The sequence below is a fragment of the Acinetobacter sp. ANC 5414 genome (genome assembly GCF_013004295.1).
GTDB lineage: Bacteria > Pseudomonadota > Gammaproteobacteria > Pseudomonadales > Moraxellaceae > Acinetobacter.
Genome location: NZ_JABERM010000025.1, coordinates 160,499 through 175,097 on the forward strand (window position 1 = coordinate 160,499; position 14,599 = coordinate 175,097).

14 protein-coding genes are annotated in these 14,599 nt (G+C 39.5%); 10 read left to right on the plus strand and 4 right to left on the minus strand.

Annotated features, from left to right (window positions below; translation table 11 throughout):
- Window positions 1-138: 138 nt before the first annotated feature.
- Complete coding sequence (locus tag HLH18_RS11830; protein ID WP_131286999.1) at window positions 139-453, plus strand: hypothetical protein; 315 nt, start codon at window positions 139-141, stop codon at window positions 451-453.
- 17 nt (window positions 454-470) lie between these two features.
- On the opposite strand, the gene HLH18_RS11835 is transcribed toward HLH18_RS11830, so the two are convergent.
- Both HLH18_RS11835 and HLH18_RS11840 read right to left on the minus strand, forming a co-directional pair.
- Window positions 471-770 carry an AzlD family protein gene (locus HLH18_RS11835; protein WP_171546982.1) on the minus strand — a complete coding sequence of 100 codons (300 nt, stop codon included), beginning with the start codon at window positions 768-770 and terminating at the stop codon, window positions 471-473.
- Window positions 770-1,513 carry an AzlC family ABC transporter permease gene (locus HLH18_RS11840; protein WP_171546983.1) on the minus strand — a complete coding sequence of 248 codons (744 nt, stop codon included), beginning with the start codon at window positions 1,511-1,513 and terminating at the stop codon, window positions 770-772. Before HLH18_RS11840 ends, HLH18_RS11835 begins: the two co-directional genes overlap by 1 nt.
- A gap of 180 nt (window positions 1,514-1,693) precedes the next feature.
- Between HLH18_RS11840 and HLH18_RS11845 the strand changes: the two genes are divergently transcribed.
- The 5 genes from HLH18_RS11845 to HLH18_RS11865 all read left to right on the plus strand — a co-directional run bounded on the left by HLH18_RS11845 (window position 1,694) and on the right by HLH18_RS11865 (window position 6,290).
- The gene (locus HLH18_RS11845) at window positions 1,694-2,128 is read left to right on the plus strand and encodes an Lrp/AsnC family transcriptional regulator (protein ID WP_350643252.1); all 435 of its coding nucleotides are present in this window, start codon (window positions 1,694-1,696) and stop codon (window positions 2,126-2,128) included.
- Window positions 2,129-2,340: 212 nt separating this feature from the next.
- Window positions 2,341-3,507: an ATP phosphoribosyltransferase regulatory subunit gene (locus tag HLH18_RS11850; protein WP_171546984.1), complete on the plus strand. Its 1,167-nt coding sequence runs from the start codon at window positions 2,341-2,343 to the stop codon at window positions 3,505-3,507.
- A 69-nt stretch (window positions 3,508-3,576) separates the two neighbouring features.
- Window positions 3,577-4,896, plus strand: coding sequence for an adenylosuccinate synthase (locus HLH18_RS11855; RefSeq protein WP_131286690.1), 1,320 nt, complete (start codon window positions 3,577-3,579; stop codon window positions 4,894-4,896).
- 195 nt (window positions 4,897-5,091) lie between these two features.
- Window positions 5,092-5,400 (plus strand): hypothetical protein, encoded by a 309-nt coding sequence (locus HLH18_RS11860; protein WP_171546985.1) that lies wholly within the window; start codon window positions 5,092-5,094, stop codon window positions 5,398-5,400.
- A 113-nt stretch (window positions 5,401-5,513) separates the two neighbouring features.
- Window positions 5,514-6,290, plus strand: coding sequence for a M48 family metallopeptidase (locus HLH18_RS11865; RefSeq protein ID WP_171546986.1), 777 nt, complete (start codon window positions 5,514-5,516; stop codon window positions 6,288-6,290).
- Between the two features lie 114 nt (window positions 6,291-6,404).
- Here HLH18_RS11865 and HLH18_RS11870 read toward each other — a convergent pair whose 3' ends face one another.
- Both HLH18_RS11870 and crp read right to left on the minus strand, forming a co-directional pair.
- Window positions 6,405-7,454 carry an NADP(H)-dependent aldo-keto reductase gene (locus tag HLH18_RS11870; RefSeq protein WP_171546987.1) on the minus strand — a complete coding sequence of 350 codons (1,050 nt, stop codon included), beginning with the start codon at window positions 7,452-7,454 and terminating at the stop codon, window positions 6,405-6,407.
- A 193-nt stretch (window positions 7,455-7,647) separates the two neighbouring features.
- A complete protein-coding gene (crp, locus tag HLH18_RS11875; protein ID WP_131291142.1) occupies window positions 7,648-8,355 on the minus strand; it encodes a cAMP-activated global transcriptional regulator CRP in 708 nt (235 codons plus the stop codon).
- 146 nt (window positions 8,356-8,501) lie between these two features.
- Between crp and HLH18_RS11880 the strand changes: the two genes are divergently transcribed.
- From HLH18_RS11880 to HLH18_RS11895, 4 genes are all read left to right on the plus strand, one after another.
- Window positions 8,502-8,924 (plus strand): OsmC family protein, encoded by a 423-nt coding sequence (locus tag HLH18_RS11880; protein ID WP_171546988.1) that lies wholly within the window; start codon window positions 8,502-8,504, stop codon window positions 8,922-8,924.
- A gap of 497 nt (window positions 8,925-9,421) precedes the next feature.
- Window positions 9,422-12,004, plus strand: coding sequence for an ATP-dependent chaperone ClpB (gene clpB, locus HLH18_RS11885; RefSeq protein WP_171546989.1), 2,583 nt, complete (start codon window positions 9,422-9,424; stop codon window positions 12,002-12,004).
- Window positions 12,005-12,224: 220 nt separating this feature from the next.
- On the plus strand, window positions 12,225-13,052 hold the full coding sequence (locus HLH18_RS11890; protein WP_171546990.1) for a hypothetical protein: 828 nt from the start codon (window positions 12,225-12,227) through the stop codon (window positions 13,050-13,052).
- Between the two features lie 2 nt (window positions 13,053-13,054).
- The gene (locus HLH18_RS11895) at window positions 13,055-14,599 is read left to right on the plus strand and encodes a GH3 family acyl-acid amido synthetase (RefSeq protein WP_171546991.1); all 1,545 of its coding nucleotides are present in this window, start codon (window positions 13,055-13,057) and stop codon (window positions 14,597-14,599) included.

The following is a 14,599-nucleotide window of genomic DNA, read 5'->3' on the forward strand; positions in this document are numbered from 1 at the left end:
GTCTGTGAAAAAGTTGAGCTTTTTTAGTAATTTTTAAATAAATCAGATTACTTAAATCAAGCTTTTAAAAAAATTCACTTCATTAATCCACCATGATATTGAATAATAACTAAATAAAATAAGAGCATCAGTCCTATGTTGATATTTATATGGAGTTTTATTCTGCTATTAGCCATAGCAGTGATTTTTTTGATTTGGGCACAGTTTTCAAATCAAAATGAGGCGGTCAGTGATATTCAGATGAAGCAACAATTAGAAGAAAAAGTGATTCATTTGGAAGAGAACTTGAAAAAAACCTTGGAAATTATGCAGGACTTGGCAAAAAAAATGCATATTCAGCAACAAGTACTCGATAAAACCACCAATAAACTCAGTCAAGTCGAGTTGCAAAATGCTGAATTGGTTGGGTTATTAGCAAAGGCGGTCAATTCCTCGGACAGACCATCCATATAACTTATCCTTGTTAGGATCTAAAGAATCACCAGCCTTAAAATAGCAGCAGATGTCATGCTAATCAAAACTGTAGGCAGTAATGAAAAACGTGAAGCTGCTATTAGGGTAATCACAATTGCAAGCAGGTCGGCAGGGTTGTCCTTGATAAAATAAGGTGCAATCACAGAAATAAGCACACAACCGGGAACAACCTCTAAAATGCGTTTCTGGCGATTTGTTAAAGTTTTGTTTTTCAGTAATACATAGCCCAAAATACGCGTAAGGTAGGTTGTCGCTGCAATAAAAATAATAGCAAGAAACGTTGCGGAGTGAATCATTATTCATCTTCCATTAAAAAGAACGCAGATGCTATTCCCGAGATTGCACCGATCGGTACATACCAGCCTTGCGGTAAATATAAATAAGCCAAAGCCGCAGTGATTAAACTGACTAGCCATGGGCGAGCTGCGCGAACACCTTTCCACATGCTACGCAATAACACTAAAAATACCGCAGGGAATGCCATATCAAAACCGAGACGAGAAACGTCACCCAGAACCGGGCCAATGATTGCGCCTAAGCTGGTAAAACCGACCCACATGATATACAAGGCAAAACATAAGCCTGCATAAAATGGCATGCAGAAAGCCTGTTGGTAACCCCAGACAGACTGTCTCTTTTGCGCGTCGGCTAGACTGACGGCCCAACTTTCATCGACCATAAAAAACAGCGCAGGAAAAACCTTTTTATTGGGTAAATGACGCAAATAAGGCACCAAGCTTGCACCCATTAATAAGTGTCTGCTGTTGACTAAAAAGGTAATAAATATCAGCATTAAAATATTAGGTGGGTTGGTCCAGACTTCCAGAATGGCAAATTCCGAACCGCCAGCGAAGTTCAGTCCTGTGAGTAAAGGAACTTCAAGCAATGAAAAGCCTTTCTGGGTGGCTTGAGCACCTAGTACCAGTGCAAATGGAATAATACCCAGCAGCAGAGGGATAGACGTTTTAACACCACGCTTAAATTCAACATACTCATTTGTATAGGTTGAATCTTGAACGGTGTTTTTTAACGTCAACATGCGGTTTTACCTGAGTAGAGAAGGTTTGTTTTTTAAGAATGGTATTTTATAAGGGTTAGAGTGGAATTTTTCGCTTAAATTAGCTTGATTTAGGTTTAATTGAGCATTAAAAATTAACAATGATGATTAATTTGAAATTAAATTCTTTGGTGGGTCGAAATGGATTAAGTTGATAAACGTATATTGAAAGCCTTACAGCAAAATGGAAAGTTGCAAAATAATGAATTGGCGCAAGTGATTGGATTGTCTCCCTCACCATGTTTACGTCGCGTAAAACAGTTAGAAGATGATGGCATTATTGAAAAATATGTGGCTTTAGTTGATTCCACTAAAGTTAATTTGGGCTTAACGGTTTTTGCTCGTATCTGGTTGAAAAGTCAGGATGCCGAAACAGTCGACCAGTTTGTAGATGCGATCCAGGATATGCCAGAAGTTGTAGAATGTCAGTTAATGGCAGGGGATTGTGACTTCTTTTTACGGATTGTGGTGGCTGATCTGGATGCGTACCGTAAGTTTCAGATTCATCATCTAAACAAAATTTCAGGGCTGCAAAATGTAAAAACTGAAATTCCATTGCAGAAGATTAAGCAGACTACAGAATTGCCATTAACCTAATCATGGACTGATTTAGTATCATATTTAAACTGTATGGGCGCTTTAATCGAATCGGGCGATTTTTGTCTGATTAAACAATAAGTATTCCGCTGGTTTTTGTGAAAAAGTCAGGTGCACAGCCAAAACTATCGTGCTAGACTAGGAGAAATCGGGTGTGCTCCCGATTTTTTTATGCGGATAACTTCCGCTCTGACAGAATTTAGGTTTACAACATGCCCATTTCAGAGACATGGTTATTACCTGATGGTGTAGCTGATGTATTACCAGAACAGGCGCAAGTGATTGAAACTTTGCGTCGTGACGCACTAGATTTCCTCGCATCTCGAGGTTATCAATTGGTGTACACGCCATTTATCGAATACATCGAATCTCTATCTTCTCTTTCAGAATCGAATCAAGATTTAGACTTAGCCACTTTTAAAGTCATCGACCAGTTATCCGGTCGTTTACTTGGTGTGCGTGCCGATATGACACCACAAGTGGCTCGTATTGATGCGCATGTACATCCAGTAGATGGTGTGGCTCGTTACTGCTATGCAGGAACGGTTTTACATACGAAACCACAAGGGTTTAATACCACACGTGCACCACTGCAATTAGGTGCAGAGCTATTTGGTTCGGACAGTATTGATGCTGATGTCGAAATGGTTGATGTCATGCTCGGCTTGATTGAAAAAGCAGGCTTGGCAGAAGGGATCCATCTAGATTTAGGGCATGTCGGTTTGTTCCGTAGTTTAGTGAAACATGCGGGTTTGACAAAGGCTGTGGAAAGTCATCTTTCTGACCTTTATCAACGTAAAGCATTACCTGAACTTGCTGAATTTACACAAGAATTAAAATTTGGTGCAGATTTTTATACACTAGGTCGCTATTCAAGTGATCTGGATGCATTACAAGCCAATTTAAGTGCTGAAATTTTCGAGGATGAAGCATTCAAGCAAGCCTTTGATGCCTTGAAAACGACTCAAATCGAAATTCAGTCACGTTGGCCAAATCTGCATATTGGTATAGATGTTGTAGAATTACGTTCATACCATTATCACACTGGTTTAATGTATGCAGTGTATGCACCAAACCGTGCGGCTCCACTGGCTCAAGGTGGTCGCTATGACGGCATTGGCGAACATTTTGGTCGTGCGCGTCCTGCCACTGGTTTTTCGTGCGACTTATATGCGTTAAGCACAGGTCAATTTAAAGATTTAAATGTGGTTGTTGCACCTAAAGGTACGGATGCAGATTTGCTTAAAGCAATTTCAAATGCACGTACACAAGGCTTTAGTGTAATTCAATTACTTGGAAATGACAGTTTAAACTCGGTACCGCATGCAACTCACCAATTGGTGAATGTGGCAGGTGAGTGGAAAGTCGAAAAGATTTAATGACGTGAATTGGTTTCAAGTCACCAATTCAAGTTTTCAATTTTAACAGCATGATGCAATGAGGCTATTATGGGCAAGAATGTTGTGGTACTTGGTACCCAATGGGGCGACGAAGGTAAAGGTAAAATCGTTGACCTGCTCACAGATCAAGCGGCTGCGGTAGTTCGTTACCAAGGCGGACATAACGCTGGTCATACACTCGTGGTTGGTGGTAAGAAAACTGTATTACACCTCATTCCATCTGGTATTTTACGTGAAAACGTATTGTGCTTAATTGGTAACGGTGTTGTTCTTTCTCCTGAAGCGCTCATCAAAGAGATGGATATTCTTGAAAAAGAAGGTGTTCCGGTTAAAGAACGTCTACGCATCTCTCCAAACTGTCCGTTAATTTTGCCGAACCACATTGCACTTGACCAAGCGCGTGAGAAGAAACGTGGTAATGCGAAAATCGGTACCACAGGTCGTGGTATTGGTCCAGCGTATGAAGATAAAGTTGCACGCCGTGCAATCCGTGTTGCTGACCTGGTTCGTGGTGGTGAACATCTTAAAGCTCAGCTTGTTGAACTTCTGGATTACCATAACTTCCAGTTAACTCAATACTACGGTGTTGAAGCAGTTAAATTAGAAGATGTGCTTGCACTTTGCGACCAATGGCGTGAAGTCGTTGCTCCACTGGTTGTGGACGTAACTACGGAATTGCACAATTACCGTAAAAACGGTGACAACATCATGTTTGAAGGCGCGCAAGGTTCACTTCTTGATGTAGACCACGGTACATATCCGTATGTCACTTCTTCAAACACTACTGCTGGTGGCGTAAGCTCGGGTTCAGGTCTTGGTCCTTTGCACCTTGACTATGTATTGGGTATTACTAAAGCGTACACAACTCGTGTAGGTGCTGGTCCGTTCCCAACTGAACTTGTTTACGATGCTGCGAACGATGTTGGTGATGCGATTGGTAAACATCTCGGAACTGTAGGTTCAGAATTTGGTGCTTCAACTGGTCGTCAACGTCGTTGCGGTTGGTTCGATGCTGAAATTCTTCGCCGTTCAGTAGATGTAAACTCACTTTCAGGTATTTGCTTAACTAAACTTGACGTTCTTGACGGTTTAGAAGAAGTGAAAATCTGTGTAGGTTATGAAGCTGCAGATTCGGGTTGTGTCGGTTCTTCTGATGCGCTTGCATTCGAATCTTTAAAACCAATCTACGAAACTATGCCAGGTTGGTCTGAGTCTACTTTCGGTGCTAAAACATTAGAACAATTACCACAAGCTGCGCTTAACTATGTTAAACGTCTTGAGCAATTGATCGAATGCCCAATCGATATTATTTCGACTGGTCCAGACCGTGAAGAAACCATTGTTTTACGTCATCCGTTTGATGCTTAATTTAAGTTGATATAACGATGATAAAAAGGCCTCGCGATTTGCGGGGCTTTTTTTATGTTCACTATTTTGATAATGGACTAAGAGAATATATGGGGAGAAAATTTTGCCCAGACTAAAGTTGCATCAGAGAATACTGTTTAAATAACTGGCACTTGTTAGAATACCAAACATAAGATAAATGAAAGGTTGTGCGGGATGCATAAGAATATTTCAGGAACGATTTTTTATTCCTTATTATTTGCCATGGGTGGTGCACCTACCATTGCGATGCTGATTATTCAGGCACAAACGCAAGATCCAAATATTATCTATACGGCATTTATTGGTTTAAGTGTGATTATTGCCTGCATTCTAGTTCCATTAATTCTCATTCAAAATGCTATTTTATTTTTTAAAAGAAAAAATGAGCAGCTTGAACAGAAAATTAAACCCCTGTGCCAAGGGTATTTGGTTTTGAATGGCTTATGTCTTATTTATTGGCTTATTTTTCAGTTTGTTAAATAGACACAGTTACATAAATAATATGAATATGGAGGGAATAATAATTTAAAGCTTATTCATGATTCCCTATAATCTGTCTAAAACTGATATCTGTTTTCAAGGTGGAGATTATTATAATGAAGAGCAAACTCGTTTTAAGTTTGTGTGCGGCTAGTGTGATCACTATTTCAGGCTGTACGACTGTAGCAGAAATGGCCGGGGCAGATTCATCGACATTAAATGTAACAGCGGCACAAGGCTTTAATAAAACCGTTCAGGAAGCGAGTGCAAATAAAACTTTAGATACATCTTCAACGACTTATAAACGCATTAATTCTGTATTTATGCGTTTAAAACCTTATGGCGATCAAATCAATCAGACTGGCCAAAAATTTGACTGGAAACTGGCTGTTCTAAAATCAGATCAGATAAATGCGTATGTGGCACCCGGTGGTAAAGTGGTGTTCTATACCGGTATCGTGAATAAATTGAACCTGACGGATGCAGAAATTGCGGCAGTCATGGGGCACGAAATGGTGCATGCTTTAGAGGAACACTCTAAAAATAAAATTGGTCAACAAGCATTAACTGACTTGGCTTTAAACATTGGTCTAAGTGCTGCTGGAAGTAATGTGGGGCAGTTGGGTACTGCTGCGGCGCAGTTGGGTGCCCAAGTCGGCGTAGGTTTACCTTTTTCACGTAGTCTGGAAAGTCGTGCCGACCAAGGTGGTTTAATGCTCATGGCGCGTGCAGGTTATAACCCACAAGCAGCCATTACCCTTTGGGAAAAAATGAATAAACTGGAAGGTGCAGGTGGTGCATCATTCTTGTCTACTCACCCTTCAAATGGCCAGCGTATTGAAGCAATGCGTAAAAACTTGCCAGCAGCTCAAGCGATTTATAACAGACGCTAATGGGTAGTTAGCTTAATAAAAAAAGGATGCGATCAGCATCCTTTTTTAATTTTTATACCTTTATCCCTCTTATGGAATATATTCCTCATCCCTAAGGGGGAAGGAGATATACACTTATGGGGCAGGGTTAGGCTGTTGGTGATGAATATCCTCAATACCTTGTAGAATTTCTGTAGATAAATCAATTTCAAACGCCTGGATATTTTCTTTAAGTTGATCTAGGTTGGTTGCACCAATAATGGTACTGGTCACAAAGAACTGCTGTTTGATAAATGCCAAGGACAATTGTGTCAGGGTTAAACCATGTCGTTCAGCAAGTTGAGCATATTGTTCGGTTGCCCATTCGCTCTCTGGATTGCTATAGCGGCTAAAACGAGAAAAAAGTGTGACGCGTGCATTTGCAGGATGTGCACCATGACGGAATTTTCCAGTCAAATAACCAAAAGCTAAAGGTGAATAAGCAAGCAGTCCTACATTTTCATAATGGGCAATTTCTGACATGCCAATTTCATAGGTACGGTTTAACAGGTTATATGGATTTTGCACACTGACAAATTTTTCCAAGCCTAATTTTTCAGCCAAATGCAAAAACTTTAAGGTTCCCCAAGGAGTTTCATTGGACAGGCCAATATAGCGAATACGGCCTTTTTTAATTTCGTCACTTAAAGCGCTTAAGGTTTCTTCTAAAGCGGTGATTTCTGTATCTTGATGGGCTTCAGTATTGCCATAACCGAGCTTGCCAAAGAAATTGGTTGGACGTTGTGGCCAATGCAGTTGATATAGGTCGATATAATCGCTTTGCAAGCGTTTTAAGGAACCATCTATGGCTGAGCTAATCTCTGCAGCTGTAAAGCGAGTTTGCCCATCACGGATGTGGCTACCGCCTTGTGAGGGACCTGCTATTTTTGAGGCAATAAAAAGCTGATCTCGTTTGCCATGCTCTGCAATCCAATTACCCAAGATGGTTTCGGTTGCCCCTTGAGTTTCAGGTTTTGGTGGCACAGGATACATTTCAGCTGTGTCCCAAAAAAACAGACCTTGATCTAAAGCATATTCAAGTTGTTGAAAAGCCTCTGCCTGAGTATTTTGTTCACCAAAAGTCATGGTGCCTAAACAAATTTCAGGAACCAGAATTCCAGTATTGGCTAAAGGTTTGAGTTGCATAGCGCTTGATCCTTGAATTTTTATCATGAAATTTTAAATGACTTAAGGCTACCTGATTTTTTGATCAGCGTTAAATCATGAATAGTTTTAAAGTTGTCATAAAATTTACAAAAGGATGTTAATAAGAAATGATGCATAAAAAAAGCAAACCCTAAGATTTGCTTTTTTTTTATGAGTACTAAAGAGTAAAAACTTATTCTTCGTCTGCAAGCTCATCTACAGCTACATTTGCATCTTCAGTTGACACATCAAAAATAAGAATGGCTTTACCATCAGTTTCGATCATGCCTTGTTCTTCAAGCGTTTTTAAAACGCGACCCACCATTTCACGAGAACAACCAACGATACGGCCAATTTCTTGACGCGTAATACGGATTTGTCGGCCATTTGGTAAAATCATGGCTTCTGGTTGAGAAGAAAGGTCGATTAAGCAACGCGCAATACGGCCAGAGACATCAATAAATGCCAGGTCAGTCACTTTACGTGTTGTATTTTTTAAGCGACGAACAAGTTGAGCAAATACAGCATAGCTCAGATCTGGATACTGCTTACTTAACTCGTGGAAGTTATCATAGGTAATTTCAGCAATTTCACAGACGTCACGTGTACGGACTTCCGCAGTACGTTGTGGATTTGCTTCAAAGAGACCCATTTCCCCAAAAAAGTCTCCCGCATTCAAATACGCAACCACAATTTCACGTTCATCATCTTCACGTAAAATAATGGATACTGAACCTTTTAAAATTAAATAAAGTGATTTTGATTCAGTGCCTGCGTCGATAATTGCAGTACGTTTTGGATAGCGATTAATATATGCACGTTTTAATAATGCTTTGACTGACTCTGGTAGTTGACCAGGAGAAAGTGCGTCGGTACTAAGTTGTGAAAAGCTTGCAGTCATGCTAACGGTTCCGAATATGGATAAGTAATAGATCGCACAGACCTAAAATGAACTTGTCACATAGAAGAGATGAAATTCCTTATCAACTCAATTTATGTTAGTGTACAGGTACTTCGTAAATTTATAGCTTTTTTCAGGTAGTTGCAATGCAAACAAGCGTACATTGGCTAGAGAATGTTGCTTTTGAAGCAAAATCAGAAAGTGGTCATCAGATTGTCATGGATGGTGCTGAGGCATATGGTGGTGAAAACCGTGGTCCACGTCCCATGGAGCTGATATTAATGGGACTTGGTGGGTGTGCTTCCTTCGATATTGTGACTATTTTAAAGAAATCACGTCAAGATGTGACAGGGGTAACATGTCAGTTAAAAGCGGATCGTGCTGATACAATTCCTGCGGTGTTTACCAAAATTCATTTACACTTTGTCGTGACCGGTAAAGCTGTGAAAGAAAAACAGGTTGCTAAAGCGGTTGAACTTTCTGCTGAAAAATACTGTTCAGCAAGCAAAATGTTATCTGATGGTGGTGTTGAAATTACCCACGATTTTGAAATTATTGAAGCTGCATAATAAAAAAATTAATGGCAATTCCAGGTGAATTGCCATTTTTTATGAACAATAAAACTTAAAATTATTTAATAAAATATAATCAGTGCAATGCTAATGCAAAATTTTAAAAACTGATTTCATTATTTCACTTCTTATTTGATCAAAATTAAATCTCTAATCTTTTACTGAATCAAAATTTTGATCAATCAAATTAAATTCGTATATAAACTAAAAGCAAATATATAGTTTTAAAATTTCACAGCTACATAGGCAGAGTAATCCCTTATGTTAACCAAACATTGTGATGAAATATATTTTGAATAGAATTTAATACACAAGATACTAAATTTAGCTTGAAAAAAGCGAAAGACATACCCATATTATAACTAAACTTTATGTTTTATTTTTGTTTATTTAGTCTTTGAAATTTAAAATATTTTTTAAAAAAATGTGTTGAAAAATATCAAAGCATTCCCATCTATTATCCAAATACAAAATTTGTTGTGAGGAAAATAAGAATGCGTTTTGAAAAATTTACAAATCGCCTGCAGCAAGCTTTATCAGATGCTCAATCTATAGCAATGGGTAAAGACAATACCTCTATCGAAGGTATTCATATTTTATCGGTGCTCTTGCAGGAGCCCGCTAATATCAGCTTGTTACAACAAGCCGGGGCAAATCTACGAGATCTTCAGACTAAGCTACAACAAGCATTGAATGATGCACCTACCATTGCCAATCCCACTGGAGATATTAATCTTAATCCTGAAGCAGTACGTGCTTTAAATTTGGCAGACAGCTATGCACAAAAAGCCGGGGATGAATTTTTATCGACTGATTGGGTGTTGCTCGCTTTAGCGGAAACCGGTGCAACCAAAACTTTACTGAATAATGTAGGTGTGACATCTGCAGGCTTACGCAAAGCAATTGAAAATATTCGAGGTGGTGAAAAAGTCATGAGTAATACCCACGAAGATCAACGTGATTCACTCAATAAATACACCATTGATTTAACTGAACGTGCCATGTCAGGCAAATTGGATCCCGTGATTGGGCGAGATGAAGAAATTCGTCGCACCATTCAAGTTCTGTCACGTCGTACCAAAAATAACCCGGTACTGATTGGTGAGCCAGGTGTTGGTAAAACTGCAATTGTAGAAGGTTTAGCACAACGAATTGTCAATGGAGAAGTGCCAGAAGGCTTAAAAGGTAAACGCGTTTTATCTTTAGATTTGGGCTCATTACTTGCAGGTGCAAAATATCGTGGCGAGTTTGAAGAGCGATTGAAAGCCGTCCTGAAAGATCTGGCTAAATATGAAGGCGAAATCATTCTCTTTATTGACGAGTTGCATACCCTTGTCGGTGCCGGTAAGGGTGAAGGTGCCATGGATGCAGGCAATATGCTGAAACCTGCATTAGCACGTGGTGAGCTGCATTGCGTAGGTGCAACAACGCTAGATGAATATCGTCAATTTATCGAAAAAGACGCCGCGCTGGAACGTCGTTTCCAGAAAGTATTGGTCGATGAACCGAGTGTTGAAGATACTATTGCAATTTTACGTGGTTTGAAAGAAAAGTACGCAACCCATCATGGTGTGCAGATTCTAGATTCGGCCATTATTGCTGCTGCGAAAATGTCACATCGTTATATTACAGACCGTCAATTACCCGATAAAGCCATTGATTTGATTGATGAAGCAGCTTCACGAATCAAAATGGAAATTGACTCGAAACCTGAGCCACTCGATCGTTTGGACCGTCGTTTAATCCAGTTGAAAATGCAACTGGAAGCGGTGAAACAAGATGCTGATTCAGTCAGTAAAGCTGAAGTGTCACACTTGGAAAAACAAATCGAAGAAGTTCAACGTGAATATAGTGATTTGGAAGAACAGTGGATCGCTGAGAAAAGGCTGGTTGAAGGTACAAGTCAGGCGCAAGTCGAATTGGATAAAGCGCGTACTGCTTTTGAAAAAGCACAACGTGAAGGGGATTTGGCAGAAGCAAGCCGTTTGCAATATGGGGTGATTCCTGAATTGCAAAAACGTCTGGAAACTGAAGAAGTTGCTGAAGAAAGTAATGAAGAGCCAAAACTCATTCGTACCAAAGTGACTGAGAATGAAATTGCGGAAGTGGTTAGTGCTGCAACCGGTATTCCAGTGGCGAAAATGCTGCAAGGCGAACGTGAAAAACTGCTTCAAATGGAAGATTTTTTACATAATCGTGTAGTTGGACAAGATGAAGCGGTGGTTGCTGTATCCAATGCGGTGCGTCGTTCACGCGCAGGCTTATCTGATCCGAATCGTCCAAGTGGTTCATTCTTGTTCCTTGGACCAACCGGTGTGGGTAAAACTGAATTGACCAAAGCCTTGGCAAACTTCTTGTTTGACAGTGATGATGCCATGGTTCGTATCGACATGAGTGAATTCATGGAAAAACATTCGGTTAGCCGTTTGGTCGGTGCACCTCCAGGATATGTGGGTTATGAAGAAGGTGGTGTATTAACCGAAGCGGTGCGTCGTAAACCTTATAGTGTGGTGTTGTTTGATGAAGTAGAAAAAGCGCATCCAGATGTGTTTAACATCTTACTGCAAGTTCTTGATGATGGACGTTTAACTGACTCTCAAGGGCGTGTGGTTGATTTTAAAAATACAGTCATCGTCTTAACGTCTAATCTAGGTTCGCAGGATGTACGCGAATTAGGTGACAATGCAACTGATGATGAAGTTCGTACAGTGGTAATGAGTGCTGTTTCTCAACACTTCCGTCCAGAATTCATTAACCGTATTGATGAGCTGGTGGTGTTCCATTCACTGAAAAAAGCACAAATTCGTGGCATTGCAGATATTCAGTTGAATCGCTTGCGTACACGTTTAAGTGAAAAAGACATGCGCCTTTCTGTGGATGATAGTGCCTTTGATCAATTGATTGATGCTGGTTTTGATCCTGTGTACGGTGCGCGACCATTGAAACGTGCAATTCAACAGCAGGTTGAAAATACATTGGCCCAAAAAATCTTGAGCGGGGATTTTCTACCCGGTGACACGATTTTGATTAAAGCTGAAAATGGTCATCTTGAGTTTGAAAAAATGAAATTAAGTTAATCACTTGCTTAAATTAAAAGATAAAAAAAACCTAGCCTCGGCTGGGTTTTTAATTTTTACGTTTGTCGTATTTATTGTTTAGATACGTAAAGCTAATTGCAATTTATCAATTCATAGTTCTACTATTGCATTTGAATCTACAACTTGGATGTGTAGATCATGGCTTTATAAAAAACAAAAAAAAGCGCTTGCTGGATAGCAAGTGGAAGGGATAAAAACTATGTTGGAATTTAAGCTTTTACGGCAATTGAAAAAGGAGCCGTATAGTCAGTATAAACATACCGGTAATGTGACAATACAAGAAATCAAGCGTATGTATGATATTTACCAAAAATATTATGCCAATACCCGTTATGAAATTTTTGAACGTGATTTTTTAGAAAAAACTGGTGTTTTCTTTATTATCGAGCCTAAAAATAAACAAATCGTCGGCTTCTCCACAGTGATGGAACGTGACTTCGTGGTCAATGGCAAAGCTCGCCATGCCTTTTTTAGCGGTGACACGATTATTGAGCAAGCTTATTGGGGAAATCGTGCTTTAACGCGTGCCATGTACCGTTATATTGTCAGCTTTAAAATGCGTTATCCACTTACGCCAATCTACTGGATCCTGATTTCTAAAGGCTTTAAAACCTATTTGTTGCTGGCGAATAATTACTACAGTTATTATCCGCACTATGGTGAAAAAAATTCGCATTTACAAGATTATGTCGATTCCTATTGCCGACAATATTTTGCCGAATATTATGATAAATCCTCAGGGCTACTGAATTTCGGTGAAGATTATCAACCTTTAAAAGCAGACGTTGCACCAATTACCAAAGAATTACGCGAGAAAAATACCAAGATCGCATTCTTTGAAGCAAAAAATCCAACATGGGTGGAAGGGACAGAATTACCCTGTATTGGTGAACTACGTTGGAGCGATTTATATCGCTTTATTAGCCGCTTCATGAGCAAAAATATGAGTGTTGGCAAAGTAGAAAGCCAAATGCCACAAAAGCGTCCATTACATATTGCTTCGGATTCAGATTCTAAGGTGGCGTAACTATGGGATTGCTGCTGTCAGCTTCACATCAAATACTGGAATTCGCCTGCCGAAAAGCCTTTCAGCGTTATCGGCAGCAAGCGAATGATTTAGAAACGGTACAACGTCAAAAGTTGGATCAGTTTTTAAAGCAGCATACTTCGCAAAGTCTGAGTTATGAACAGTTTGTAGAAAAATATCCACTCACCCGTTATAGCCATTGGAAAGGAAAAATTGAACAGTCTCGCCAAAGTGGCAAAAACTGTTTGGGGGCGGGAAAAATTATTCGCTTTCAACCCACCAGTGGTTCAAGCGAAGCGCTGAAATTTATTCCCTATACGCAAAGTTTTTTAAATGAATTAGATGAAGCTATTGGTTTATGGCTCACTAATTTATATCGTGAATATCCACAATTAAAAAATTCAACTCATTATTGGTCGGTGTCATGGTTGCCAGAAAGCCAGCGTAAACTTTTAGAAAACAGTAATCTCAACGATGACAGTGCATTACTCAATGTTTCGAAACGTGTTTTAAGTAAAATTACTCAATCTGTGCCGGCTGAAATTGCTTTAGCAGCTTCAGCAGAAGATGCGATGTTTGCAACCGCTGTGTTTTTGGTTGCAGATAAAAATCTAGGTATGATTTCAGTGTGGAGTCCAACTTTTGCACTGCAATTATTGGACGTGATTGAACAGAATCAAAATGAAATTGTGAAAGTGCTGAGAACGGGGCAATGGAAACATCGCAGTCTGGATTATTTAGAAGCACCACAATCCTCAGAGCAAAGTTATAAATTACAACGCTTAGATTTAAAAGACCCAACCGCTTGGACAAACCTTTGGTCTAAATTGACGTTGATTTCCAGTTGGGATACAGCAAGTGCTGAACGCTGGGCCAAACATTTACAAGATCGTGTAGCGAATGTTGCTTTTGAGGGGAAGGGCTTATGGGCAACAGAAGGCGTAGTCACAATTCCTTTTAATAATCGTTATCCACTTAGCTATCAGTCACATTTTTATGAATTTTTGAATGTAGAAAGTGGTCAAACCGTACCTTCATGGGGACTTAAACAGGGTGATATTGTGAGTCCTGTTATTACTACGGGTTCTGGACTGATCAGGTATGTGATTGATGATGAACTTGAAGTGACCGGTTTTTATGAGAAAGTCCCATGCTTTTTGTTTTTAGGACGAAAAATGACGGTCGATTTGGTGGGGGAAAAAATTGATCAAATAACCGCACAAAAAGTATTAGCCGCATTCCAACAAGAGGATTATGTCCCGGTAAGTTTGTTAGGGATTGAGTTTTGTGAAATTAAAAAACCTCACTATGTCTTATTAAGTGAAGGTAATTTAGCCAAACAACCTTCAGCAGCAGAATTAGATGAATTATTAAAAGAAAATTTTCATTATGAATTGGCACGAAATTTAGGTCAGTTAGATGAACCTGAGGTGAAACATGTAGATGATGCTTGGTATTACTATAAAACCTTAGCAATGCATAATGGAATGATCGAAGGGAATATTAAACCTGAACCTTTGAAAAAAATGAAAACAAAAATAATTTAA